The sequence below is a fragment of the Neobacillus thermocopriae genome (genome assembly GCF_010975035.1).
Lineage (GTDB): Bacteria > Bacillota > Bacilli > Bacillales > Cytobacillaceae > Neobacillus > Neobacillus thermocopriae.
This window is the reverse complement of sequence record NZ_JAAIUV010000017.1, coordinates 41672-67729: the sequence shown is the minus strand read 5'-3', so window position 1 is coordinate 67729 and position 26058 is coordinate 41672. Positions and strand designations below refer to the sequence as shown.

Below are 26058 nucleotides of genomic sequence, written 5' to 3'. Positions count from 1 at the left end.
AACATCTGTTCCATGGAAAAGGATACACTCTTTTTTTTGTAGTGAAAAGATTTTAGCATTAATAAATGGCGTGTATTCTGGTTTAGCTACGCACGCCATTTTCATTATTTTGCTCTTATTTATACTTTTTCATTTGTCTTCCACGTTTTGAAGTACCTTCTATCCTACTTCTAAAGACTTATTCAACAATAGTTTGCTAAATGAATGTCTAGTACATTTCATCAATCCATAACTACCTGTACATGTTCTTGTAAGACAACCTTATCTGGTTAATATAAAAAATGTCCCCTGTCCTAGTAAGCTCCCAATTGCTAGGAAATCACATAGAAAAACACGTAGGCAGACCTGTTATTTCAATAAAAACGAAACAAAAGACCTGCCCTTATGGTTTTTTTCTTATTTTTTGAATTACTATGACTATCCCTTAGTTTTCCCTTTAATCCTAACAAGGTGACCTCTAGTCCAAACTCAAATTCTTCTAGAATATTTAATAAAATTTGTTCCTTATCTGTTCAATACTTTTTTTAAAATGTATTCATTTAATAAAATAATGAAGGAAAAGGTTTTTGAATCAAATTAAACATTCAAAATTGAAAATAGAAATACAATAACTTGGTAGATATAATTATCCAGACAATAAGGAAAATAAGCACACAATTTCTTAGTTTTATAATTGTGTAACAAGAATAAAAGTTACACCAAACTTGTCCATTACAGTACCAAATGCAGGGCTAAATGGAACTTCTTCTAGAGGAGCAATTACCTTACCCTCTTTCTGCAAAATTTCAAAGATTTCCTTTGTTCTTCTCACATCATTTATTGAAATATTTATGGTCACAACTGCGTTTTTATCGTGTTGTATATTATGTACTTGCTCCGTATCTCCGTCTGGAACAGATATATTTGGAGCATCAAATAACATAAGTTTACTTTCTCCAATTTGTAGCATCACGTTTGCTACTCGTTCTTTTAATGCCTCTGGGCAAGGTACTGACATCTCTCCGTAAGTTTGAATATTTAGGACTTTAGCATCCAAGACCTTTTCATAAAAATGAACCGCCTCTTTTGTATTTCCATTCATTACAATACAGGGGGTAAGTCTAATAGTCATGAATAGTCAACTCCTAAGAATAAATTTAAAATAATGGATAATGAATTTGATCATCAATTGTAATATGTTTCCCCTCACCCACAATATTTATCATTTTTTATCTTAAAAAACCCTTATTGAGAAGTTGCCTTAAAACCCGCCTTCGTATCTTTATTTAAAATCAACGATTGCATTATTAATAAGTAGAAACTATTTTTTTAAATCTGAATATACTGGAATGATTTTAGATTGTTTGGGAGGGGGGAGGAAACCATGAAAAGAACTTGGTTCAATGGTTCTTGTATTAGTGAACAGGAAGTTCGTTTAAGTAATGCTATGCGTTTAGCCTGGGAACAACACGTGTATTGGACAAGAATGACGATCAATAGCATAGCCTTTCATTTACCTGATTTAGACGCTGTTACCGCACGACTTCTCCGAAACGCTACAGATATGGGGAATTTACTAGCACTTTTCTATGGAAATAGAATTGCTGAAAGGTTCAGCAACTTAATCAGGAGTCATCTGGTTATTGCTGCTGAATTAGTCCAAGCTGCAAAAGCAGGCAATCAAAATGCTGTAGCAGAGGCAGAAAGACGTTGGTACGCAAATGGAGCAGAAATTTCCAAATTCCTAAGTAGAATAAATCCTTTTATATCTGAAATAAAATTCAGAGAAATGTTTTTTGAACACTTAGCAATGACTAAGCAAGAGGCAGTATTCATTCTCCAAGGGGATTTTTACGCTAGTATAACGGTATTTAATAAAATTGAGGCAAAAGCCATAGAAATGGCAGACACTCTCACGATGGCCATTGTGAGACAATTCCTTAGAAGGTTTTAAATTTAAAGATATAGAGACAGTGCCTGCTCCCAATGAAGAAATTCTTTACCACAATGGAGTCAGACACTGTTTTTTATCTATTTTAGATGATTATTTCATCTCTGTTTTCATAGAAACTTCTTTATTGTTAAAAGAAATTAGTATAAAAATTCTACTACTATTTATAGGAATATTCCCTAATCCTAATATTCCTACAGTCTTTTATTAAAATCAACTAACTTTAAGCAAAATTTCGTACATCGTTATTCCGTCCAAATTTATAAACGGAAAATAGGAAAAATACGGCTGCAAATGCTAGTAGAATCATTAAATTGAGATAAAGGCTACCAAAAGAATATCCAAGCTGTAATTGGTTTATTGTCTCAAGCACCCAGTGTTGCGGCATAAATTGTGCAATTCGTTGAACAACTTTAGGCATAAGGTCAAAGGGCCAAAAACACCCTGCCAATAGACACGACGGAATTGTAATCAAGATATGCAGTGCACCAGCAGCCCTAGAACTAGAGGCAAAGGACACGACCATAAGTGATAAACCTGCAGAAACTAAAGCAAACAAAGTTAATAGGACCGCCATTTGCCAAAAGGACACATTCATCTCAATATGAAAGACTTTCATTGCCATTAGCAGTGTAAGCAGCACTTGAACCACCATCACCATCATACTGACCGCAATATTTGCAAGTACATACTTTCTGACATTGATGGGGGTTGATATCAAACGAAAATAGGTGCGATTTTCTTTTTCTTTCATAATAATTTCAGCGAAGTTTCCTGCCGATATTAACATAATCATTAACAAAAAACCGATGGTCATAATTGTCATATTTTTCCCCTTTGAGGTGTCTTGCAATGTCTCGACCTGAAGCTTGAAATTAGCTTGCTGGAAGCGATCATACATTTTTTGGTATACTTCTGGATCCCCATTTGCAGCCCTTTTTAAGGCAGTAATATTATCTAGATACTGATAAAGATAAGATTTTACAAAACTGGTAACTTCTGCCCCTTTAATGGAGACAAGCTGTATATGGTCAGGAATTCCATTTTCAATACTTTCTGAGAATTTTTGACCTAATATGATCGCACAATCTAATTTCCCCGTGGCAATTTGATCTTTCAAGGTAGATTCATTGATTTTAACTACTTCCACATTTTCCAGATGTTCTAGAAAATGAACCGTATCTCCCGCAATTTGTGCCGAATCCTGATTGATAATCCCAACTTTTAACGTTTGCTGGTCTGACCCTCCATAGGCCAGGAAAGCAATGAGAATCCCAATGAGCGGCCCGCCAAAGTACAGAAGGATATTTCCTTTTTTTCTAAAAGTGACCCTAATAATTTTCCTTATGAGCCAGATAATATCTTTCATCATAATCCCTCCCGTCTTTGGAATGAAATAATCGCTATCATTAAAAATAGAAGTGAAACCCCCATATTTAAGGCAACAGGCTGCACTACAGCTGCGAGGTCATTGTTATATATGATTTTCGTAATTGCCTGGTTAACCCAAGTAAGAGGAGATAAATCCGTGATAAATTTAAATATTCCAGTGGGATGATCAATTTTAAAATAAGCTCCTCCAAAGAATGACACCAGCTGAATTACCAATGTGGTAATTGTTCTAGCAGCCTCATGTGATTTGACCATATAGCTGATGCCAAGACCAAAACTGACTGCAAGAAATATTTCCGATATGAGGATAAGAAAAACCAATCCGATATGACTTCCCCATTCCGCTTTGTACACATAGTGGCTGAAAATAACTATTGCAGCAACACAAATCAAGTTTACTAATACACAGCCAATAATTTTTCCTAGGAAAATTTCGCTCTTTCGAATCGGGGCTGCTAATAATCGAATCGACGTATGTTTAACTCTTTCCTCACGAAGAAGACCCATTCCATACAATGCTGCATAAAAGGCAATCATCGTCGTGATCGCAATTGCATAGTAGTCCATCGAACTTGGTGCCTTCGCTGATCGCAGAGAATGTTCTGTTATATAATCATGCTTAGTACTACTGGCTAAAACCGTACTCACTTTTGTTGGGTCAACACTTACTACCGCAGCCGCCAGGTTATATTTATCAGCAAATGCCGTCAGCATCCCTTGGAGGATACTCTCTTCAATGCTGTTCTGACTACTACCGATTAATGTTAATCCTTTATCAGTCACCTCGATAAAGGCTGTGAAATGATTTTCCTTTACCTCATCTCGTCCGTTTATCCCATCAGCCACTTCCGTAAAATCGATGCCTGCTACTTTAGCTTCTTTGATAAAACTTTGAAAATAGGAAAAAACCGCTTGGCTAGCAGAGTTTTTATATATAACATGAACATTATCAACTTTAATTTTTTTATCAAAATTGTTAGATAAGGCAGACCCAAGAATCAACATCAGGATAATTGGAAATGCCAGCATTAATATAAATGTATGATAATCCCGGAAACTCACCTTGATTTCCTTCCAAGTAATGTTGAGTATATTCAAAGGTATCCCCCTTTCTAATCTCTTAAATTTCTTCCGGTTAATGTAAGGAATACAGTTTCCAGATTGGGCTCCCTTTCCTCCAGCGAACCAATTTCAACCTTTTGATTCATTAAATACAGAAGAATATTATTTAAATTATTGATACCTATTTCCGAATTAATTTTGATTACGTTTTTATCTAAAGAGACGGTTTTTACCCCGTTAATTTCCTTAATTTTTTCTATATCAATTTGTTCAACCGATTTTACCTCTATCCAAATATCCTTTGTATTAGTGATGATCGCTATTAATTGTTCTTTTGTCCCTTCTGCAATCACCTTTCCATGATCCATAATGGAAATCCTCGTACAGATTTCCTCGACCTCCTCCATATAATGGCTGGTATAAATAATTGTACAGCCCATTTCATTTAACTTATGAATGGATTGAAGAATGTAATTTCGTGAATGAGGATCAATCCCAACCGTCGGTTCATCCATAATAATTAATTTTGGACGATGAGCAATGGCGCAAGCTATGTTCAACCGTCTTTTCATGCCACCTGAAAAATTCTTTGGATATGCTCTTTGCATATCAAGGAGACCGACAAATTCCAATGCTTCTTGGACACGATCAGTTAATTCAGTCCCTCTTAAACCGTATAATCCAGCAAAAAATTTCACATTTTCAAAAGCAGTAAGATCCTCGTAAATCGCCAAGTCCTGCGGCACAATGCCAATATTCATCTTTGTGTATCGGCTATGTTTCATATTGTTTTTCCCTAAAATTTTAATTTCCCCTTCACTACTTCTCAAGAGACCAGCAATTAAATTAATCGTAGTACTTTTTCCAGCACCATTCGGTCCAAGTAACCCAAATATTTCACCTTCATTGATAGATAAAGAAATATTATCAACGGCAATAAAACCATCAAACTTTTTCGTTAAATTTTTTACTTCAAGTACCTTCACACTATTTCACCCCTCATTAACTTTTGAATTCATTATAAAAAAAAGGATGATGCTGCATAAGTGCAATCATTCATCCTTTTCACATGAGAAATTTCATATTTTCATATTTACATTTTTCATGGGGTGTCAGGCAATATGGAAATTTTTCCTATTTACATGGTTCCTTGGATGGGGATTAACATCGTAACGGAAAAGCCATTAGTTCCGTCCACAATAATCTTTCCATTGATAGATGCAGTCCGTTCCTCCATTCCAATCAATCCAATTCCTTTTTTCACCTTTTGAACTCCAACACCGTTATCCTTTACTTCTACTTTAATCATTGTATTTAGGACATGAATTTTAATGGAAATCATTGTTGCTTCAGAATATTTAAGAGCATTTGTTAGTGCCTCTGTCAAATTTTCATAAATAATTTTCCACTGAATCGGGGTGATTCTTTCCATATCTCCCTTATATATAAAAGGCATTGATAATGAATGTTTAGCAGAAAACTCCTCAATAAATAATTTCATCCGATTAATGCCTATTTGTTCGATAGGAGGCTTCAAATTTTTTAAGGTAATCCGAATTTGCTCAATCCCCATGTTTGAAATATTAATAGCATTTTGCAGTAATTCCAGAGCTTTCTTTTGATCAGAACCTATCAACCGCTTAGCCGCTTCCATTTGAATGAGGGCACCGGTCATCGTGTGGCCAATTTTATCATGAAAAACTTGAGCAAGACGATTTCGCTCCTCCAATTTAAACGTATATTCGGACTGCCTGATAAATTCATTATTTTCATTTAAAATTCTAGTTACTTTTTGGAGATTTTTCCTCATTACATCTAATTGAGCCTCTTGCATTTGTAACCGTGCGGTAAACTGCATGAACATCATATATATAATGAAACTTAAGGCTGCAACCAATCCGTATTGAAAAGCCAAATCATTAGGAAGAGGGAGGAGTGGCAGGAAAACCAAGATTAGTATCATAAAACGATTTTTATTTTGAAAAGGGAAAATTTCACACAGATTTAACGGCAACAATAAAATAAATAATGACTGAACCATATAATAGGATGCAAGAATTTGGACCAGCGAAAGAAATAGAATCCCCCTCTTCATCCTATCTTGTTTCACAATATAATATAAAATATTAATACACAAATAAAGCAACAAGGAAAAAATAATCCAAGGAATATTTCGATCTGTAACATGTATAAACCGGAGAACCAAATATCCCAATAATATGAGCTTACTAAAAATCATCCAGAATTCCATGTTAATGAACTCTTCCTGTTAAATAGTAAATCGCAATTTGCGTGCGGTGACTGAGCCCGGTTTTATTAAGTATCGAAGTAATATGGTTAGCAATCGTTCCTTCAGAAATATATAGTTGTTTGGAAATCTCTTTATTTGAAAACCCCTTTGCAATTAAGGCCATGATATCCAGTTCACGCTCAGTAAACAGGCTCCTATCTATTTTGCTTTCCTGCTTCTTATCTATTAAATTGGACTTAATTTTCTCCATTACAACATCCTGAATGACAGTATTGCTATTGTATACGCTAATAATCGCTTCACGAATCCGTTCCGGGTCATTATTTTTCAGCAAATAGCCTTTAGCACCATTTTTGATGGCATCCAATATATACTCGTCATCATCAAAGGTGGTAATAATCAATGGTTTTGTCTTTGTTTGTTCACTGATCAGCTTGGTCGCCTCAACACCATTCATATTTGGCATCCGCACGTCTAATAGGGCCACATCGATTACATGCTGCTTGCAGATATTCACTGCCTCCAGACCATCATTAACCGATGCAACCACTTCAAATTCTTCATATGTATTTAAAATAATTTTCAATCCTTCACGAATAAAGGAATTATCATCCGCTATCAGCACTTTGATTTTCATATCGTCACCTTCCATCTATAACAAGGAATGCTTTCAGAACACATCAGCAAAAAACATTCAAATATTTGAAACGAAATACCTCATTTAATTATCGTATGATTTAACAAACCATTATCCTGCAGCTTTTTTAAATCTAATACCATAAATATCAATTGATAATTTAATTCTCCTTCAAACTCACTTCTACCTTCAAAACCATTCAGAATTCCTCTTAAACTTCATTTTTATAAAAACTTTTCCCATCCCTAATTATAAAATGAAATCACATTATTAGAGGGTGTTATATTTAGTATAGAAGAAACTCTATATGCGGAATTAGGGGAATCCATTGGGAAATTAGAAAGTAGTTTATATAACTTTGCAGTCAGATCCATTATCATAGGAATAACTCTTTTTTTTTGGGAAGCTAATAAGAAAGATTGTAATGAAAAAAGGATATTTATCTGAATAACCTAAATAAGTATATAACAAAAAAGACAGGGCAGTACCTGTCTTATCTTTTTTTGATTATAATATTTTGTAGTTTGTGTGATATTCCGGTGGAATTGAATACACCACACCTATATCATCAGTAATTTCTTATTATTATGTGCTATTATAAAAAAGTCATTCCTATGACAACAGATACTAAAGAAAGTAAATAGGCCCAGTCTCTTGATCCAATTTTAGTGGTGCGATAATAAGTTCTATTCTTTGTTCCAGTAAATCCACGTGCTTCCATCGCAATCGCTATTCTTTCAGATTTCCTGATTCCATGTGTAAATAACGGCAACGCATACCTTTTAAAAGCCTTCCACCCATTTTTTTCCTTATATCCTCTAACTTTATGAGCAGTCTTCATTTGGTTAAGTTCAGATTGGAATAAGGGGATAAAGCGCAGCCCTGCTAATAGTCCATATGCCCATTTAGGTGAAAGTTTGCATTGATGGATTAAACTCATAATGAACAATGTTAAGTCGGTTGTAGAAGTAAATAATAATCCATACGTGACAAACGCTAACATCCGTAAAGCAATCGTCAGGCCGTGATTCAAGCTTTCTTTCGTAATATGGAACCATGCCCATTGCCAAATCGTTTCCTGTCCTTCCCCAAAAGCAGCCATCATCCAAAAAATTAAAACAAAAAATCCAAAATAAGGAAATAACCTTTTTAAAAAATACGTGATTCTCCATCCGCCTAAAAAAATGCCGATAAGAACAGCTAAAATCCATATAAAGAATGTCCCTTTCATATTCGTAATGTTCATCAATAGAAACATAACAAATAAATGGGCAAACAACTTACAGGAAGGATTAAGAGTAGCTAAGAATGAAGTGTTTGCTTTCATACTAATACTCGCTCCCTTCGTGCATGCATTAGCTGATAATGAAGGGGTGGTATGATCTTAGTTTCCCATAAAAGAGCCTCGTCAGAAAATAAACCATATGGCGTTCCCTGATAAACTACTTTTCCTTTATTTAAAAGCAAGACTTGATCGGAATAATGATCTACCAAATCCATATCGTGAGTGACCATAATGATCGTTGTTCCTTGTTCCTGTCTTTCTTTTAGTTTTTTAATTAATTCACTTGCTGTTTTTTCATCTTGACCAAATGTTGGTTCATCAAGCAATAATAACACTTGATCAAACAATAACATGGTTGCCACACTCAACCGCCGTTTTTGTCCCAAACTAAGAGTTAAAGGATGTTCGTTCTGATAAGCTTCCAAACCAAACTCCTGTAACAGTTTTTTTGTTTTGGCATGAATGGACTCTTTCGGCCAATTTCTCTGCCGTCCGCCAAAAGCAATTTCCTCAAATACTGTGTCTGCTAAAAATTGAAGTTCTGGATTTTGAAAGACAAAACCTGCTCTTTCAAACAATTCACGATCGGACCATTTCTTTAGATCCTTACCTTGAATGTATATTTTCCCTTTATTTATTGGCTCCAAGCCAATTAAGCTTTTCAGCAACGTGCTTTTTCCACTTCCGTTTTCTCCAACAATGGAAATCCATTCCCCTTTACCTATCACTAAGTTAATATCTTTTACAATTGACTTCTTTCCATAGCCTATTTCCAAATCTTCTGTATAAATGATCGGATTCTCATTTCCGTATTCTCTTGTTTTAACTTGACACTTTGTTTCTAGCTCTTTTGATAATTTAATAGATAATGGATGAGAGGGGTTTTCAATAACTTCGCTCCACTTGTACGGAAAAAGCTTCGGCCGCCAAATTCCTGCTTTTTTCATTTCGTTATTAAAATGACGGAGAATGTCCACTGGTTTCCCATCTCCAATTACTCTTCCGCCCTCATTTATCATAATCACCCGGTCCATCCATTCAATACAGCCGTCTAAAACATGTTCGACAAATACCATCGTTTGATTGGTCTTTTGAGATAAGTTATGTAATAACTCAAATATTTCTTTTCTTCCAGCAGGGTCTAACTGGGCTGTTGGTTCATCAAAAAACAACACTTCTGGTTCCAAAGCTAGTAAACAAGCCAAAGCCAGCCTTTGTTTCATACCACCTGATAATGTTTCAATGGAGGTTTTTTTATCTATTTTTAAACCTACTTGATTCATCAAATATGAAATGATTTCATCCATTTCACTTCGAGGAATGGAGCGGTTCTCAAGGCTAAAAGCTATCTCTTCATCCACATGAAGCATACAAAATTGAGAATCAGGATCTTGAAACATAACACCCACATTTTCTCGCAGAAATACTTGTCCTGTAACTTCTGCCTCCATATACTCCGGAATAATCCCAGCAAGAGTGGAAATTAAAGTTGATTTCCCACTCCCGCTAGGCCCAAGTATTAATACTTTTTCCCCTTTATGGATGGATAGCGTAATATTATTAAGTATTTTTTCAGAACGGTTATAAAAGCGGACAGAAAGATCTTTACAGCCCAGAAACATGTCCATTGATGTCTCCCTTTTTTCTTCTTTCTTTCATAATGGCATATTGTTCTAATACACCTGTTTTGGCCAGTGCGTCCACCACTACCTTTGCTAACCAACCGCCAAGAATGATGCCGCTTACCACATGAATTCCTAACGTCGTCAATAATAAACCTGTAGAGTAGTATCCAAAACCATTTGCCAACAAGTTATAAATCATTGCAAAAACGGCCGCCAAGGCACCAGATAGCATTAAGGTTAGAAGGTTGTACCGCTTGTATCTAAATATGGCAAAAGCAATTTCAGAACCCATTCCTTGAAAGACCCCTACTAACAAGGCAGATAAACCAAAATGGCTCCCCGTTAATAATTCCACTGCTGCTGCCGCAACTTCTGCTACAAATGCAGCACCTGGTTTACGGATAATGTAGGCAACAATAGGGCTGGCAATTACCCAGATGCCAAACATGAAACCAGCACCGACAGGACCTACAAGAGAAGAAATAGGAAGCCACAGTGTAGACCATCCTAGATAAATCACACCGCAAATTACGGATAAAATAACGGCTAGAACCACTTCTTTCATCTTCCAAGTCATGAAGGTACTACCTCCATTTTTACAGGCCATTCTTCGAGTTTAAAAGCCATATCCCAAAACATATATTCTAGCTGACAGCTAAGTAAGAAATGTTCCTTCATTTTTTCTTTTTCTTTGCTTGTCGCATCCTTTGCCCATTCATCGAGACGCTCACAAAACTTCGTTGTAATGGAATCTGTACGATTGCCATAGAAATTGATCCATTCATAAAATGGATGAGAGCGGTCTGGATTTACTTCTTTTAATAGCCGTTTTCCAATTTCCCAATAAGTCCACGGGCATGGTAATAAGACAGCGATAATTTCTCCCAATGTTCCTTCATGAGCAACCGTTAGCATATGACGAATGTATTGATGGGCAGAGGGAGCCAAAGGAAATCCCTGTAATTCTTCGTAGGAAACTCCTGCAACTTGACAAAAGTTATTATGAGGATGTGTTTCACTGTTTAAGATAAAGGAAATTTGCTTATTAAACATTTCCATATCCTCGCGATTTTCACACTTTGAAATAGCAATTCCATAGATTCGTATAAAGGAACTTAAATACTCAAAATCTTGTTTGACATAATGAATTAGTTGCTCCTTCTTCAAATCTCCATTTGCAATACCTTGAACAAAAGGATGTTCAAAAATAGCATTAAAAATAGGATTTGCTTCTTTTCTTAGTTCTGCAGAAAAACTCATACCAATTTCCTCCTTAGTTAGTTGTAATCGGAAGACGCTAGTTAGGAAGCAGCTTTAAAGTGAAACAAAAAAAACCGCTCCAAAAATGGAGCGGCAGAATAAATATAAATATACTATGTATAAATATACCCATGTATACATATACTCATGCACGGACTCCACTTTCCTACGCTAGTATGAACTAGATCAGGTTCAAAGGGTCCGGGATATTCCCGTCTCAGCCAAAAAAGGCTCCCCTAGTGTCTTCCTTTAATTTCCTATTTAGTTCAATTACCACTTTACACACACTTTTCATTAAAGTCAATAAAATTTATTCATAGGCCACACGATTATATTTGAAAAAAAATAAAAAAACAGTTTAATTCTAGTATATTTAAAGCAAATGAATATAAAAGAACTTTCTCTATTTTTGGTATGGTTCACCATAACATATCAAAATAAGATTCAGCTTATCTATGTAACTTTTAACTTCTACATTATGAAACAAATCGTGCGATCCCATATGATTGCACGATTTATCATTTGTTTTTTATGTTCATCGGGGATTTCATCTAGTTACTATCAACCATCCTTTTATGACTACTCGTTTCCTGCACTTTCCTTCTACTATAATTTTATTATCCAATTGTTTGATACTCAAAGTTATTTGATCTCCCAAATATACTGGTGAGGTAAAGGTAAATTCATGCCTATACACCCACTCTTGTGGAGCGAGAATTTCGTTTGAAACTATCCCTAACACTTTGGCTACTGTTAACATCCCATGGGCAATTTTATTTGAAAACCCTTGTTGTTTTGCCACTTCTATATCTAAATGAACGGGATTGTTATCACCTGAAATCTTAGCATATTGTTTAACCTCTTCTTCAGTAATATGAAAGGTAAAGTTTTTCATGTCAAATCTTCCAAAATCAAATCTGATTCTCCTTCAAAACAAAGTTGACCTTCATCATTATATAAATAAAGAGTTTGTTTAATAAAAGTAAAATTTTGACGTTGAAATGGTTCTGTCACTTCCACTATTGCCCTATAGATCTCATCTGTATACATTCTTTGATGTTGAGTGCTTTTCTGTTTCCGATGAATAATAGGCTGTTGAAGTTCCCATGGGATTTTAAGCCATTTATAAGCTATCATTGGCATGGTTGGAGGAAGTGGGATTTTTTCGAAATGATCATCTTGAACCCTTTCAGGACATTGATAGATAACATTTTGATCACCAATTAATTGGACAAATTGTCTCACATCTTCTTGGGTAAAGATTACTTCAAATTCCTTCGATTTCATGTTACCACCTCGAATAGGATTGCTTCTCCGATTCCTCCAGCACTGCCTAGTGCCGCTAGTACATATTTAGTATTCTTTCGTCTTTGGACTTCATAGAAAAGCCTCGTGATCAAAATACTTCCTGAAGCCCCATAAGGATGTCCTAATGTTAAAGCTCCTCCATGAACATTTATTTTGTCACAAGGAATAGAAAGTTCTTTCATACAGGCGACTATCTTCGAAGAAAATGCTTCATTGATTTCAATTAAATCTATATCCGCAACGGTTAACAAATTTCTTTTTAATAAGGCTTGGATAGCTGGAATAGGGGCTTCCCCGGGAAAATTAGGATGTACAGCTGAGACTTCGCTGTCCAAAAATCTCAGGATAGGCTGGTAACCATGTTTTAAAGCTACTTTTTCTTCCATGACAAGAACAGCTGAAGCACCATCATGAATACCGCAACTGTTCGCTGCAGTAACCGTACCGTTTTTTTTAAATATTGGTTTCGCCCTTTTTAGTAGAGTTTCTAGCTTTCTTTTTCTAAGTAATTCTTCATCCTGGTGGTTTTCCTTAATCGGAATGATTTCTTGAGTAAAATACCCCTTTTCGTACGCCACCCAAGTGCGCTCGTAACTTAAAAGTGCATATTTATCTTGTAATTCTTTTGAAATAGCATATTTTTCTGCTACATTTTCCGCAGCAACACCCATATCAGGGTCGCCAATTTGTACAGGTGAGAATCTTGCTCTGGATGGAAACGGCGAAGTACTCGCGCTTTCTACACCACCAGCAATATAACAACAGCCGGCTCCGCCTTGGATATAGTAACATGCCATTCGAATAGCTTCTAATCCCGCACTGCATTGACGATCAATGGTAAGCCCTGTTACAGAAAGAGGTAATCCTGCTTCCAAGGCTGCGACCCTAGCTATATTTCCACCTGGTCCAACAACATTCCCCAAAATAATGTCATCTATCTTATCTTCCAATCTATTTGCTAAATACTGGAGGAGTGGAGCGACAAGTTCATGCGGCTGAATATCTCGCAAAATTCCTTTTACTTTTCCAATTGGTGTACGTTTCGCAAGGACAATGACTGCTCTTTTAATTACTGGTCACCTTTCTTTCCAATTGTTTTATTAGCTCCGCACGAGCAATCTTTCCACTCGTTGTATATGGCATTTCAGATAAAAAAAACCATTTGCGGGGAATTTTATAAGAAGATAAATACTTATTACATAGTCTTTTTAACTCTAATGAGCTTCCGTTCCCTTTTACTACAGCAGTCACAACCTGACCCCAATACGAATCTGGTAAACCTATTACGGCAACCTCCTCAACGTCCGGATGCAAAGAAATCACTTTTTCTACTTCTTCAGGAAAAATATTAATTCCACCATATAAAATCATATTTTGTTCACGGCCTGTAATATATAAATAGCCATCTTCGTCAAAATAACCCATATCATGGACAGTAGCCCATCCTTCTTCATCCCGAATCGAATGAACAGTCCTTCCATCAGAATCCATATATCCGGTTATTATCAGTTCACTCCTTACATAGACCTTTCCAATCTCATTGGGCCTTGCTAAGCTTTGATCTTTTAGCCGAATTTGTACCTCTACACCAGAACAAGGCTTCCCAACAGATGCAGCCTTCTTGAACCCATCTCTTTCAGAAAGTACAGTAATAAAACTCAATTCACTAGCCCCATAAAACTCATACATGGTCATCTTGGGGAAATGATTACGAATCTCCAATTTCAACCTTTCAGACCACTTTGCACCCGATGAAAGGACTTTTATCGGTTGATTGATTAGAATTCCTTGTTTCTGAAAGGCTTCTAGCATTGTTGGAACGACATACATCGTTGTAATCGGGTAAGATTGTATCCATAAATGTCCCTTAATCGGCGAAAATTTGTCTAATAGATAGACAGTCCCCCCTAAATATAAGGTGCTAATGGCTCCATAAAGAAAATGGGAGTGAATTAATGCTCCAGGAATGAAAATATGATCCAATTCATTTAATTCGAAATCCATACGGTTACACTCAAAGCTTGCCAGCCATGATTTCTGGGAGCGAACAAATGCCTTTGGCTTTCCAGTTGTACCAGATGTAAATCCTATGTAAAAAGGTAAGTCTTCTTGAGTATCCCTAATGATATTGACTTCAAACTGGGAGATTTCCTGTAAAATGTCATCCAAACTCTTTAAATTTGGAATCATATGTTTATTCCGATAGAAAATTTCTTTTGTTGTGACAATAATTGACGGATTGCAAATTTTTACTCTCTCTTCTAACTCAATGGTTTTCCATTTCAAATCTAATGGAACTGCAATCCATCCGGCCTTAGCAGCCCCTGCAAAGAGCTGTAGGAAAGGAATTCCATTAGGCAAATGGATTCCTATTATTTTATTTTCGGAATGTAGTGAGTAAAGCCAATTTGCCGTTTGATTGACCAATTCACTCCAATTTTTATAATTAATTTGTTGATGATCAGTTTGGATGGCTATTTTGTTTGGAAAATTTTTAGCGGAAAATTCATAAGATTCAGTTATATTACCCATTAATATCGCCTCTATAAAAGACTTATCAATATGCCTCTTTTCATTAAAAAAATTTTAATTACATTTGGGATAAATCGTTGCTAGTGAACTTGAAAAAACCGGGTGTTTTCTTAGTCTGTAAACTAAAATGGAAGCTAGTACTGCTTTTAAAACATCCCCAGGAAGGTAAACTAAACTTATTTTTACCGCATCTAATACTGAAATGTGCATCATCAATGCCTGAACGGGTATACCAATTAAATAGATAAGTAGGATTCCAACTGTTAGATTAATTAATAAAACATGATGCAGTTTTACATTTGCTATAAACGATAATAAATATCCAATAACAAATGCTGTAATGGGCCAAGAAATTAAGTAACCAACACTCGGTCCAACAAACACACTTAAACCGCCTCTGCCTCCCGATAAAAGAGGTACACCAGCCGCAACTAACAGTAAAAAGACAATTTGGCTGATCGCTCCTAATCTTGCTCCTAATACTCCCCCTGCAAGGAGTACACCTAATGTTTGCAATGTAATAGGTACAGGTGTAAACGAAAGAGTAATAGGTGGTACAATACCTAGAGCCCCCATAAAAGCAGCAAACAATGCTATAAAGGTAATTTCTTTAAGTTTCATTCTTTTCATTCCCTCGTAATAAATATCGATTAAATTAATTACAATAATATTCTAAACTCACGTTAAAAGTCAACCAAATAATAAATATGGTTAACATATTTCGTTTTAAAAAGAAAAATACTTCCAAGAATAAAAAAAAGACTTGGTATTCCAAGTCTTTTTTCATATAAGCAAATTTAACTTTTTTGTGTCATAATATGTTTTAACCTTTCCATGAGCCCATTTTGATGGTTCATTTCAAATGTTTTCAATTAATTGATTTCGCATTTGAGTTGCTGCGAAAAGTGCTACTTTATCTTGTAGTACTTCTTCAGGTTTGTTTCCATTCCCAAGAATATATCCAGCAAATTCCATTCCAATAAAATCAAAAATGTATTGAAATTGCTGAATCATAGGCAGTCCTTTAATGTAAGGGGCATCTCCTCCAACAGCAATAACAAATGCTTTTTTTGAAGCCATTTTACTCTTGAAACCAGGATATTTTGGGTCCCTTAAAGTTTGCGACCATCGATCAATAAAGTTTTTCATTGTTCCTGACATGCTATACCAATAAATTGGAGTAGAGAATATTAAAATGTCATGTGGGAGTATACGATCAATGATTGAATTATAATCATCATTTCTTTCCTGAAAACCATCTTCCGAGTGACGCATGTCTATAATGGGTTGAATATTAAAATCTCTTAAATAAATTTTTTCTGTAGCTATATCTTGAATGACTAATTCTGTCAGTTTCTCCGAATTTCCATTAGGACGGGTTCCACCATATATAACTGCTATTGACATTTTTCATTTCTCCTTTTCCTTTAAATTGAGAATTTACTACTTATTTGTCCTAAAAGGATTTTTACTAGTCGTGAAAAATCCTATATTTATAATTAGGTCCTCTCCTTTTGATTCTAAAAAAATCATTCACTTATGATACAGTTTACTGTATCACACCTAAATGGTATTTTAAATTTCCTAATATACAAATTGATTGGGTTAATTATTACCCCAATCGGTTGGCACTCCTGCAGAATCTTAGATATCTAAACCAATAAAAATACTTATTCCCATGTTCCCAAGGTCTCGCAAGTTTCTTCCTTCTCTATGAACCCATTTTGATCGTTAATTTCAAATGTTTCAGTTAATTGATTTCACATTTATGTTGCTGCGAAAAATACTAGTTTGTCTTGCAATACTTTTTCAGGTTTATTTCCATTTCCAAGAATATAACCGGTAAATTTTATTCCCCAAAAATCAAAAATGTAGTCATCTTACTCTTTTCCGGTCTCTTAATGTTTATGGCCATCAATCCATTTAACTATTTGTTCCTTAATTGCTTATACCTTATAATGGATGTAAAAATCAATAAAGATGATTATTCCGATTAAATAAATCAAAAAAACGATTATGGGGTCCTGTTAATATAGATAGTAAACAATTAATAACTTTTAAAAATGCCGCAGAAGATCTAAAACTTGTCCAATCAAATGTGCCTACACAAATTAAAGCTCTAAAAATGAAATTAGCAAACCCTTATGTGAACATCTAGGAAAGTGATTGATTTTAACAGGAGCAGGGCTCCAATTTAAACTAGACAAACTTAACTTTTGGAAAGGCAGTCTTGAACTCTTTAAGAAATAGAAACAGACAATAGGTGCACTGACTCTCCAGCACCAATTATTACAGTACTAGTTGGTTCTTCTTCTGCGTTAACAGTGCTCAGTTTTATCATCTTTACGACATAAATGGTATAGCTCTCCATAAGTTACTAATAAAGAACTAGATTAACACTCAATTTGACTACCTATAAAATATAAGAGAGAATATAAAAGAGTGTGAAAGAAAGGAAGATATCGTTGGAACATCGCTCACTTATTCTACTTGGGTTACTAATGGGACAAAGTCAACACGGATATCAGATTAATGAATTCATTGAAAAAAACTTAAGTATAGTTACTGATATGAAAAAGCCTACTGCTTACGCTACGCTAGATAAACTAAATCAAAAGGGCTTTATTGATATTAAGTTAGAGCAAGAAGGAAATAGACCCATCCGCAAAGTGTATTCTATAAATGAAAGCGGCCGAAAGTATTTTTACCAATTACTATTGGATAATCTGTCTTCTGCTGAAAATGTTAATTATCAAGGGGATATTGGGTTAATGTTTATTGATTTTCTTCCTATGAACCAAGCAATACCAGCCTTGAAAGAACGATTAAAGAAAAACAAAAAACTAATTGATCAATTTAAACAAACTCCGGTCCATGTAAATCAAACTGGTGTTAATCTTGCAGTTGAACATAAAATTACAATGTTGGAAGCAGAAATTTCCTTTCTTGAAAAAACCATTCAACGTCTTCTTCATTCGGATTAATATATATTTAGGTATCAATCGAACCACTAAGGGTTCTTTTTTTTATTATAAAACGCAAAAACAATAAACAAATAATTTTTTATGCATATAGTCACATTTGACTAATCACAAAAAACTAATAAACTTTAATAGTCAAATACAACTAAAATTTTTTCATAGAAGGAGTGGCATACATTGTTTCTTGCGATAAGAGAGTTAAAGCATGGGAAATTACGATTTACAATGATTGGTGTTATTACTGTCCTGATTGCATGGTTGGTATTTATTCTTTCTGGACTGGGTAATGGCCTTTCCACTCTTAGTGCGGCAACATTTAAAAATATGGATGTCCATTATGTAACTTTTGAAGAAGGATCAAGAGCCTCTATGAGCCGATCATTATTGAGTGAATCATTGGTAAAAAAACTGGAACACCAAACGAATGTTACAGCTGCATCAGCAATGGGTGCAACCATGGGAACCGTATTTTATTCGGCTTCTGATGGTAAAGAAAAAGTAGATATTGCCATCTTGGGAATAACACCTGGCAGTTTTCTAGAGCCGAGTGTGATTGAAGGTAAGCCACTTCAAGCAAATAAGCCTTTAGAGGTTATAGCCAATGATACGTTAAAGAAAAAAGGCTTTAAGATTGGTGATACACTGGAAATAGAAGGATCATTAGAAAAAATAAAAATTGTAGGGTTTGTTAAAAATGAAACATACAACCATTTACCTGCTATTTTTACTACTCTTGATAAATGGCGCTCTATTCAATTTGCAGCACCAGGTTCTGATAAAGGAATTGAGAAACCTGTAAATGCAATTATGCTGCAAGGGGAAAAAATTGACCCAAAGAAAATCAATCAGCACTTCGAGAATACGGAAACAGTAACCAAAGCCGCAGCCATACAGGGAATGCCTGGTTATAAAGAAGAGAATGGCACGATTATGATGATGCTTACCTTCCTTTTGGCCATCTCGGCATTTGTAATAGGAGTATTCTTTTATGTACTTACCTTACAAAAGTCCAATCAGTTTGGCATTTTAAAAGCCATTGGTGCCAGCAATCGTTTTCTCGGAAAAGCTATTGTATCCCAAGTATTTCTTTTATCATCAATTAGTATTGTGGCAGGAATCTTGTTAACCTATGGGACAGCCCTTATTCTTCCGGATGAAATGCCATTTTCACTTAATACTCAATTAGTTGTCCTTTATGCCCTTTTATTACTCGTAGTTTCGATTTTAAGTTCCTTGGTTTCCGTTCGAAAAATTACAAAAATAGATCCGCTTCAAGCGATTGGGAGGATGGAATAATGTCAGTAATACAATTCAAGAATGTCTCTAAACTGTATCAACAGGGTGAAAATCAAGTTCTTGCCCTTGATGATGTCTCCCTAACGGTAAAACAAGGCGAGTTTATTGCTGTCATTGGCCCATCAGGTTCAGGTAAAAGTACATTTCTAGCGATTGCAGGTGCATTACTTCATGCAACCAAAGGCGAGGTCGTCATTAATGGTAAGAGCCTTAATGAATTAAGGCCTAAGGATTTAGCACAATTACGACTGAAGGAAATAGGCTTTATCCTACAAACCAGTAATCTTGTCCCTTATTTAAATGTTCTGGAACAATTACTTGTAGTGAAAAGAATGTCAGGAAAACTTGTAAAGGAAGATAAGGAATACGCTAAAGAATTATTACAAAGCCTCGGATTAGCAGCAAAGCTGGAAAAATTACCTGAACAATTATCTGGAGGAGAACGCCAACGAGTCGCAATTGCTCGAGCTTTTATAAACAATCCTTCTATTATTCTGGCAGATGAACCAACAGCAAGTCTTGATTCGAAAAACGCCCATGAAGTGGTTCAACTCATAGCTAAAGAAGCAAAAACAAGAAACAAAGCAGCGATTATGGTCACCCATGACGAACGGATGCTGGAATACTGCGATAAAGTGTATCAAATGGAAGATGGCAAACTTAAACTTGATGATTCTTTCAGTTTATCAAGAGGCTAATACAGATCCAAATTACACTGAACAAAAATCCCCGGTCTTGGGGAGAGTAATCAATATTTCAGAGGTTGATTCGACTTTAGCACCAAATGAATAATAATTTACTTTTAACAATACCCCTGCTTTTAATTAGTAGGGGGTTGTTTGTAAATGGGGAAAGGGGAAAGAGTAAGCATTTTTAAGTCCTCTTATATAGTCATAAAACAGAGAGACTTACCAGCTGGAACCTATTATATTAACGCTTAGAACAGATACATACTCAATCATAGGAGGATATTAATAATGGAACAAAAATGGAGTATTCGTTTAATTCGCTTTGCGGCGATCTTTGGTTTAATCGGTGTATTTTTAGGCTCAAAAATGTCAGGCAACATGGATTATTCATTGCGACCTATTCACGCACACATGTTACTTGTTTGCTGGCTATCAGTTTTTGCCTGGGGAATTTTCTATAAAGTATACCGTGTAAAATATAAAAAGTTAGTAACAGCACATGCAATTTTATCCATGCTCGGTGCTTTTGGCTTAACGTTTGGTATGTGGATGTACAACTTAAATCCATTGAACCTAAACGACACTTTTGTCATGATATTATTTATCATTGGCGGAACGCTTCTATTACTCGCATTTTTACTATTTGTTTTAGTGACATTTTTTGTGGAAAAAGAAGATTAACTTGTTAATAAATGCGAGTCAAGAAGCTTAGAGAATCCTATTGCTAAGATAAGCTTAGTAAATGATCCTTATCTAAACAAAACGATTAAACATAAGACCACTTAGAACGTTATTTTATAGACGTTCTAAGTGTTTTTTATAAATCGAATTTACTTATGATACGGTTCTCCGTAGTGATTTAAAAGGCAAAAAAATAGACACTGGTTTATTAATACCAGTGTCTTTAACTTTCACCAAAATATGTAAATCTTTTGACTACTACAAAAATATTTTAACAATCTTTTCCGCTCATTTGATAAGCCAACTTAATAAAGAACTAGTAGAGATTGAAAAACGGTTAAAGGAAATTGAACAATTACAGGCAAAGTATATGGAAGCCTTTGAGAAAAACACTCTCCCTGTGGGTATGCTGCAAGAAAGTTTACAGAAAGTTTCCAATGAAAAAGGAGAATTAGAATCAGAAAAAAATGAGATTGCAATCCAATTTGGTTCTATAGATTCAAAGGTAACTTATCCATTTGTTATATCTTGAAACGGTTATCAATACCCGCTTCCGATAAAGAATTACCACCTTATCTTCAACAATTTTTACCTCTATTTGTGGTACGGTTCATTTCGATTGATTCGAAAAGCCCGATAAATTTGCTCAACCAAGATAAGTCTCATTAATTGATGAGGGAAAGTCATTTTCGAAAAAGATAGCTGCTCGTTTGACCTTTTTATTACTTCATCACTTAACCCTAATGATCCGCCAATGACAAAAGTAATTTTACTTTTTCCGTAGGTGGCCAGTTTATCCAATGTCTCTGCTAATTCTTCAGATGATTGCATTTTCCCCTGAATCGCAAGAGCAATAACATGCGAATCAGGACTAATCTTCGCTAAAATTCTTTCGCCTTCTTTTTGTTTGACCTGTTTTATTTCTAGATCACTCAGTTCCTCCGGAGCCTTTTCATCCGCCACTTCCACAATTTCAACTTTGGCATAAGAAGATAGCCGTTTTAAATACTCCTCAATTCCCTGCCTTAAATATTTTTCTTTTAATTTTCCAACGGTAATAATAGAGATATTCACAATCCACAACCCTTTATTTTTTTGTTACAAACAGCTTACAAACAACATATCCACAATAGTTATCCACATATTCACATTTTTTGTCCACATATTGTATGAAATCACTTGTTCGCCACAATATATATAGCCCTACTTTGGCAATATTCACAGCTTGTGAATAAATTATCCACATCCAATTTATTTAAAACTGGAAAAGTTTCATATTGCTCCACAATGGTATCTAATGCTTCTCCTACATGTTCCTCACAACAATAAATCATTTTCCATCCCTCCAAACAACCAAACTCTTTCATACTTTATCTGTTGTATTTGCTTAATATTTTAAACGACTCACTGATAGGTCATACACTTAACATGAACCTCATTATCATACCATAAGAAAAAAGGAAAGTGAGTGAATCACCTTCCCCGTCAATCACGTTATTCTGTTTGATCACTTGCCAATTTGATAGTCGTTTTTTGGAGCTTACCGTCTCGGTAAAATTTAACCTCCATTTTTTCTCCAATTTTTTTCTTCTGATACAAATGCTTACGAAGCTCAATCACATCATTTATTTTATTCCCGTCCAATTCAACCATTACATCCAGTTCCCGCAATCCAGCCGCTGCAGCTGGTGATCCTGGAACAACTTGACGAATGGCGACCCCATAAGTAACGTCATCTGGAAGTTTTAATGCCTCTTTCTGATAATAGGCTGGTATTTCATCTACAGATTTTAAATCGACTCCCATATAGGGTCTCTTAACCGTTCCAAACTTTTCAAGGTCACTAATAATGGGTTTTGCTGAATTTATCGGAATGGATAAACCGATACCTTCCACTGCATTCTGAGCAATTTTCATGGAGTTAATACCGACAACCTGACCAGCCATGTTAATCAAGGCACCGCCACTATTCCCAGGATTAATGGCCGCATCTGTTTGTAGAACTTCTGCCTGCCAGTCGACAACCCCATCCTGATTAATGTCCACAGGAATAGCCCGTTCAAGTCCAGAAATAATCCCTTGAGTGACGGAACCTGAGAATGTTGGTCCAAGTGGATTTCCTATAGCAATCACTGGTTCACCCATATTTAATGTATCCGAGTCACCAAATTCAGCAACCTTTTTAATTTTACTTGCATCTATTTTTAGTACAGCCAAGTCTGTCCAAATATCACTACCTAGTAGCTCGGCAGGAATCTTGGTACCATCTGAGAGGCTTACTTCCAATCTAGTAGCTCCTTCCACTACATGAGCATTGGTAACAACAAACGCCTCTTTTCCTTCTTTTTTATAAACAACTCCTGAACCTGTACCAGCAGCCTCTTCTGAATTTGTATTATTATCAAACCAAAACCTAGATGATTGGATATTATTAATTCCGACAACAGCATCGGCTGCCTTATCAATGGCAGTCGTTGTATCTGTTTTTACATCATAGGCTACCTGCTTTACTACACCTGGCTGGTTCGTATTTGTATTTGATACTATTTCTGATTGATCCGGTTCCACGTGATAAGGAATCACTCCTATTTTGGAAAGAGCAGGTATTGATAGGATAACAAGCAAAGCTCCAAGAATAGCTCCAACTAAACTGGCAATTAGATAGCCTCCCTTTTTCCCTTTTTTCTCCTCATAGCGATTAGGTGAATGATCATCATAATACCCCATTTGAATCATTCCTCTCTTTTGAAACAATGACTAATTTTTAGTTTGGCCTTATACCTACAATTATACTCATTCCTAAACAAAATACTTAAAAATTGCATTTTTTTACATAAAACTTACGAGATTGTTCATATATTTTTAATAAATTGACATGTTCTTCCTTCTCTTTTTATAACAAAGGCTCTGTTCAATTCTATAATATTAAGGGAAAGCCACAAATAATGGGTTTCCCCTTTGTTTGAATAAGCGACAACTACTGTCGAGTATTGCCTTATAATATTTATTACATTATATCTTTGGAATGATAGATATTATTTTTACTATTCCAATGATAAATTATTTGAACAACTCCAGAAGAGAACGTTCTTGTACTAACCATTTTTAAATTTATCCTCTGTTTTATATCAATAAACAACGGTTTTCCTTCTCCCAAAACAACAGGGTGAATAGATAATCTAAATTCATCAACAAGCCCTAAATTTATAAAAGTTGTAATGAGACTTGCTCCACCATATAGCCAGATGTCTTTACCAGACTTTTTCTTCAATTTATTTATTTCTTCAAGAATATTATCATTTATAAATATTGCTTGATTATCAGACTCTTTTTGTGTTCTGGAAAACACATATTTCTCTTTACTATGAATCAATTTCCAAATTTCCTTTTCGGTATCAGACTCTTCATTTTTTGGAACATATTGTCCCCATAAATCGTAGCTTTTTCTCCCATATAAAATAGTATCAATTTGATTCAAGAAATCAGTGAACCCCATATCAGGATCCATAATGCACCAATCAACTTCTCCATTTTTCCCTTCAATAAATCCATCTAAAGAAACGGCTAAATCTAAAATGATTCTTCTCTGTTTTACGTTATTTGTCAAAGCTCTTCATCCTTTTATCAATTAGATTTTTGTTTCTTCTGCCCCGTTGAATAAGAATTACTCAACGAATTTAGATAATCGTAGGCTATTATAAGTATCTTTCATTTCAAAAACAAAAGGCGTTAATATGTTTTCATTAATACGACTATTAACAAATAAAAACCAAGCAAGGTAATTATCGAGATATTTTGTAGCCACACCTTTAAATTTCAACGATCCCTTCAAAATGGCGTTAACAGTTTGTGCCTCCAATAGAAAAGCGTAACCCAAATAACCTCTACGATATCAGCAACAGGGAACATCCTTTGAACATACCATCAACGAATGGAATCCATTCGTTGCCTTTTCATGTACGGTACAAAGACATTGTTGGTTGTGTCAATGAAAGTTTTGCCACAACATATACGATTCCGTGGGCGCTCGAACCCTTCCTTAAAACGAGTTTCTCTCATTACATTAATTAACGGACCATTAGCAGAAGAAGAAGGTTCAACATAGCGTTTAACCCATTAATATACTTATTCTTTTTTAGTGTGTGGGAATTTGTCGATATACTTTAACAAGTGGCTAAACGCTTTGCTCACCTAGACTACATCCCCGAATATTTGTTCCTATGTAGATTATATCAAGATTAGGGAAAGGTACAAATATCAACATTTACCTTTAACAGAACCATAACAAAAAAAGTGAGCAGATATTCATTCATCTGCTCACTTTTTCTACTAAACTGCTGTTAAAATAGTTGGGATCTTTGGATCGGTATCATATAACTCAAATTGCTCACCAACAATAATCCCACGGGATTTTAATGTTTGCGTTACCGACATTCTCGCTAAGTCTTTCATATTATTATCAAGACTTAAATGGGCAAGATAGATTCGTTTTGTCCTGTCCCCAATCACATCACTCATTGCCAGTGCAGCATCTTCATTGGAAACATGTCCAACATCGCTAAGAATACGTCGTTTAATACTCCAAGGATATCTTCCCATCCGTAGCATATGGACATCATGATTAGATTCAAAAATATAAACATCCGCATTGGAAATAATGCCTTTCATTCGGTCACTTACATAACCGGTATCCGTAATTTGAACAAGCTTTTTTCCGGAATGATGGAAAATATAAAACATTGGTTCAGCCGCATCATGGGAGACACCAAATGATTCAATATCTACGGATCCGAAGCTTTGAACAGTTTCCATATTAAAAACAAACTTCTGTTCAGTCGGTATTACGCCTACTGAGCTCTCCATCGCCTTCCATGTTTTTTCATTTGCATATACAGGCAATTTATATTTTCGGGCCAAGACACCAATTCCTTTAATATGATCACTATGCTCATGAGTGACAAATATAGCAGAAAGCTTGCTGATATCCCGATCTATTTGCTGAAAAAGCTGCTCCATTTGTTTGCCGCTTAAACCTGCATCCACAAGGAAGGAGTGTTCGTCAGACTCAACATACAGTGCGTTTCCCGTACTCCCACTTGCCAGAATGCTATAACGTAAAGACATACATT

28 protein-coding genes, 1 pseudogene and 1 riboswitch are annotated in these 26058 nt (G+C 35.3%); of the genes and pseudogenes, 7 read left to right on the top strand and 22 right to left on the bottom strand.

What is annotated here, in order from left to right; translation table 11 throughout:
• Nucleotides 1-667: 667 nt before the first annotated feature.
• On the bottom strand, nucleotides 668-1111 hold the full coding sequence (locus G4Z05_RS11530) for a VOC family protein (RefSeq protein ID WP_163252021.1): 444 nt from the start codon (nucleotides 1109-1111) through the stop codon (nucleotides 668-670).
• Between the two features lie 252 nt (nucleotides 1112-1363).
• Between G4Z05_RS11530 and G4Z05_RS11525 the strand changes: the two genes are divergently transcribed.
• Nucleotides 1364-1933 (top strand): acetylglutamate kinase, encoded by a 570-nt coding sequence (locus G4Z05_RS11525; RefSeq protein ID WP_240465365.1) that lies wholly within the window; start codon nucleotides 1364-1366, stop codon nucleotides 1931-1933.
• Nucleotides 1934-2153: 220 nt separating this feature from the next.
• On the opposite strand, the gene G4Z05_RS11520 is transcribed toward G4Z05_RS11525, so the two are convergent.
• The 5 genes from G4Z05_RS11520 to G4Z05_RS11500 form a co-directional block, all read right to left on the bottom strand.
• Nucleotides 2154-3299 carry an ABC transporter permease gene (locus G4Z05_RS11520; protein ID WP_163252020.1) on the bottom strand — a complete coding sequence of 382 codons (1146 nt, stop codon included), beginning with the start codon at nucleotides 3297-3299 and terminating at the stop codon, nucleotides 2154-2156.
• Complete coding sequence (locus G4Z05_RS11515; RefSeq protein ID WP_163252019.1) at nucleotides 3299-4420, bottom strand: ABC transporter permease; 1122 nt, start codon at nucleotides 4418-4420, stop codon at nucleotides 3299-3301. Before G4Z05_RS11515 ends, G4Z05_RS11520 begins: the two co-directional genes overlap by 1 nt.
• A 14-nt stretch (nucleotides 4421-4434) precedes the next feature.
• Nucleotides 4435-5370: an ATP-binding cassette domain-containing protein gene (locus G4Z05_RS11510; protein WP_163252018.1), complete on the bottom strand. Its 936-nt coding sequence runs from the start codon at nucleotides 5368-5370 to the stop codon at nucleotides 4435-4437.
• 152 nt (nucleotides 5371-5522) lie between these two features.
• Nucleotides 5523-6635: a sensor histidine kinase gene (locus G4Z05_RS11505; RefSeq protein WP_163252017.1), complete on the bottom strand. Its 1113-nt coding sequence runs from the start codon at nucleotides 6633-6635 to the stop codon at nucleotides 5523-5525.
• Between the two features lies 1 nt (nucleotide 6636).
• Nucleotides 6637-7272: a response regulator transcription factor gene (locus G4Z05_RS11500; protein ID WP_163252016.1), complete on the bottom strand. Its 636-nt coding sequence runs from the start codon at nucleotides 7270-7272 to the stop codon at nucleotides 6637-6639.
• 261 nt (nucleotides 7273-7533) lie between these two features.
• Here G4Z05_RS11500 and G4Z05_RS16715 point away from each other — a divergent pair, with 261 nt between their 5' ends.
• Entirely contained in the window at nucleotides 7534-7719 is a 186-nt protein-coding gene (locus G4Z05_RS16715; protein ID WP_163252027.1) for a DMT family transporter, read from the top strand.
• A gap of 148 nt (nucleotides 7720-7867) precedes the next feature.
• Here the strand turns inward: G4Z05_RS16715 and G4Z05_RS11490 are convergent, their stop codons facing one another.
• From G4Z05_RS11490 to G4Z05_RS11445, 10 genes are all read right to left on the bottom strand, one after another.
• On the bottom strand, nucleotides 7868-8599 hold the full coding sequence (locus G4Z05_RS11490) for an energy-coupling factor transporter transmembrane component T family protein (protein ID WP_163252015.1): 732 nt from the start codon (nucleotides 8597-8599) through the stop codon (nucleotides 7868-7870).
• On the bottom strand, nucleotides 8596-10185 hold the full coding sequence (locus G4Z05_RS11485) for an ABC transporter ATP-binding protein (protein ID WP_163252014.1): 1590 nt from the start codon (nucleotides 10183-10185) through the stop codon (nucleotides 8596-8598). Before G4Z05_RS11485 ends, G4Z05_RS11490 begins: the two co-directional genes overlap by 4 nt.
• Nucleotides 10163-10759, bottom strand: a complete 597-nt coding sequence (locus tag G4Z05_RS11480; RefSeq protein WP_163252013.1) for an ECF transporter S component — start codon at nucleotides 10757-10759, stop codon at nucleotides 10163-10165. Before G4Z05_RS11480 ends, G4Z05_RS11485 begins: the two co-directional genes overlap by 23 nt.
• Nucleotides 10756-11442 (bottom strand): thiaminase II, encoded by a 687-nt coding sequence (tenA, locus tag G4Z05_RS11475; RefSeq protein WP_163252012.1) that lies wholly within the window; start codon nucleotides 11440-11442, stop codon nucleotides 10756-10758. The genes G4Z05_RS11480 and tenA overlap by 4 nt, the downstream gene beginning before the upstream one ends.
• Before the next feature lie 146 nt (nucleotides 11443-11588).
• Nucleotides 11589-11690: riboswitch (TPP riboswitch) on the bottom strand.
• Between the two features lie 299 nt (nucleotides 11691-11989).
• Nucleotides 11990-12337, bottom strand: coding sequence for a MaoC/PaaZ C-terminal domain-containing protein (locus tag G4Z05_RS11470; RefSeq protein WP_163252011.1), 348 nt, complete (start codon nucleotides 12335-12337; stop codon nucleotides 11990-11992).
• Nucleotides 12334-12729 carry a hotdog family protein gene (locus G4Z05_RS11465; RefSeq protein ID WP_163252010.1) on the bottom strand — a complete coding sequence of 132 codons (396 nt, stop codon included), beginning with the start codon at nucleotides 12727-12729 and terminating at the stop codon, nucleotides 12334-12336. The genes G4Z05_RS11470 and G4Z05_RS11465 overlap by 4 nt, the downstream gene beginning before the upstream one ends.
• A complete protein-coding gene (locus tag G4Z05_RS11460; protein ID WP_163252026.1) occupies nucleotides 12726-13820 on the bottom strand; it encodes an acetyl-CoA C-acyltransferase in 1095 nt (364 codons plus the stop codon). Before G4Z05_RS11460 ends, G4Z05_RS11465 begins: the two co-directional genes overlap by 4 nt.
• Nucleotides 13816-15282 (bottom strand): AMP-binding protein, encoded by a 1467-nt coding sequence (locus tag G4Z05_RS11455; protein ID WP_163252009.1) that lies wholly within the window; start codon nucleotides 15280-15282, stop codon nucleotides 13816-13818. The genes G4Z05_RS11460 and G4Z05_RS11455 overlap by 5 nt, the downstream gene beginning before the upstream one ends.
• Before the next feature lie 54 nt (nucleotides 15283-15336).
• Nucleotides 15337-15903 (bottom strand): biotin transporter BioY, encoded by a 567-nt coding sequence (locus G4Z05_RS11450; RefSeq protein WP_163252008.1) that lies wholly within the window; start codon nucleotides 15901-15903, stop codon nucleotides 15337-15339.
• Between the two features lie 237 nt (nucleotides 15904-16140).
• Nucleotides 16141-16689: a flavodoxin family protein gene (locus G4Z05_RS11445; RefSeq protein ID WP_163252007.1), complete on the bottom strand. Its 549-nt coding sequence runs from the start codon at nucleotides 16687-16689 to the stop codon at nucleotides 16141-16143.
• A 1058-nt stretch (nucleotides 16690-17747) separates the two neighbouring features.
• On the opposite strand from G4Z05_RS11445, the gene G4Z05_RS11440 reads away from it, so the two are divergent.
• The 5 genes from G4Z05_RS11440 to G4Z05_RS11420 all read left to right on the top strand — a co-directional run bounded on the left by G4Z05_RS11440 (nucleotide 17748) and on the right by G4Z05_RS11420 (nucleotide 21461).
• A complete protein-coding gene (locus G4Z05_RS11440; protein WP_163252006.1) occupies nucleotides 17748-18266 on the top strand; it encodes a PadR family transcriptional regulator in 519 nt (172 codons plus the stop codon).
• 174 nt (nucleotides 18267-18440) lie between these two features.
• Nucleotides 18441-19559: an ABC transporter permease gene (locus G4Z05_RS11435; protein ID WP_163252005.1), complete on the top strand. Its 1119-nt coding sequence runs from the start codon at nucleotides 18441-18443 to the stop codon at nucleotides 19557-19559.
• Nucleotides 19559-20257 (top strand): ABC transporter ATP-binding protein, encoded by a 699-nt coding sequence (locus G4Z05_RS11430; RefSeq protein WP_163252004.1) that lies wholly within the window; start codon nucleotides 19559-19561, stop codon nucleotides 20255-20257. The genes G4Z05_RS11435 and G4Z05_RS11430 overlap by 1 nt, the downstream gene beginning before the upstream one ends.
• 279 nt (nucleotides 20258-20536) lie before the next feature.
• Nucleotides 20537-20929 carry a hypothetical protein gene (locus G4Z05_RS11425; protein ID WP_163252003.1) on the top strand — a complete coding sequence of 131 codons (393 nt, stop codon included), beginning with the start codon at nucleotides 20537-20539 and terminating at the stop codon, nucleotides 20927-20929.
• Nucleotides 20930-21146: 217 nt separating this feature from the next.
• On the top strand, nucleotides 21147-21461 hold the full coding sequence (locus G4Z05_RS11420; RefSeq protein WP_163252002.1) for a DUF342 domain-containing protein: 315 nt from the start codon (nucleotides 21147-21149) through the stop codon (nucleotides 21459-21461).
• 62 nt (nucleotides 21462-21523) lie between these two features.
• Here G4Z05_RS11420 and rlmH read toward each other — a convergent pair whose 3' ends face one another.
• The 6 genes and pseudogenes from rlmH to G4Z05_RS11390 all read right to left on the bottom strand — a co-directional run bounded on the left by rlmH (nucleotide 21524) and on the right by G4Z05_RS11390 (nucleotide 26053).
• The gene (gene rlmH / locus G4Z05_RS11415; protein ID WP_163252001.1) at nucleotides 21524-22003 is read right to left on the bottom strand and encodes a 23S rRNA (pseudouridine(1915)-N(3))-methyltransferase RlmH; all 480 of its coding nucleotides are present in this window, start codon (nucleotides 22001-22003) and stop codon (nucleotides 21524-21526) included.
• Between the two features lie 101 nt (nucleotides 22004-22104).
• On the bottom strand, nucleotides 22105-22263 hold the full coding sequence (locus G4Z05_RS11410; protein WP_163252000.1) for a CxxH/CxxC protein: 159 nt from the start codon (nucleotides 22261-22263) through the stop codon (nucleotides 22105-22107).
• Between the two features lie 160 nt (nucleotides 22264-22423).
• The gene (locus G4Z05_RS11405) at nucleotides 22424-23656 is read right to left on the bottom strand and encodes a S1C family serine protease (RefSeq protein ID WP_163251999.1); all 1233 of its coding nucleotides are present in this window, start codon (nucleotides 23654-23656) and stop codon (nucleotides 22424-22426) included.
• A gap of 280 nt (nucleotides 23657-23936) precedes the next feature.
• Nucleotides 23937-24536: a dihydrofolate reductase family protein gene (locus tag G4Z05_RS11400; RefSeq protein WP_163251998.1), complete on the bottom strand. Its 600-nt coding sequence runs from the start codon at nucleotides 24534-24536 to the stop codon at nucleotides 23937-23939.
• A 57-nt stretch (nucleotides 24537-24593) separates the two neighbouring features.
• Nucleotides 24594-25120, bottom strand: a pseudogene (locus tag G4Z05_RS11395) (hypothetical protein).
• 138 nt (nucleotides 25121-25258) lie between these two features.
• On the bottom strand, nucleotides 25259-26053 hold the full coding sequence (locus tag G4Z05_RS11390) for an MBL fold metallo-hydrolase (RefSeq protein ID WP_163251997.1): 795 nt from the start codon (nucleotides 26051-26053) through the stop codon (nucleotides 25259-25261).
• Between the last annotated feature and the right edge of the window lie 5 nt (nucleotides 26054-26058).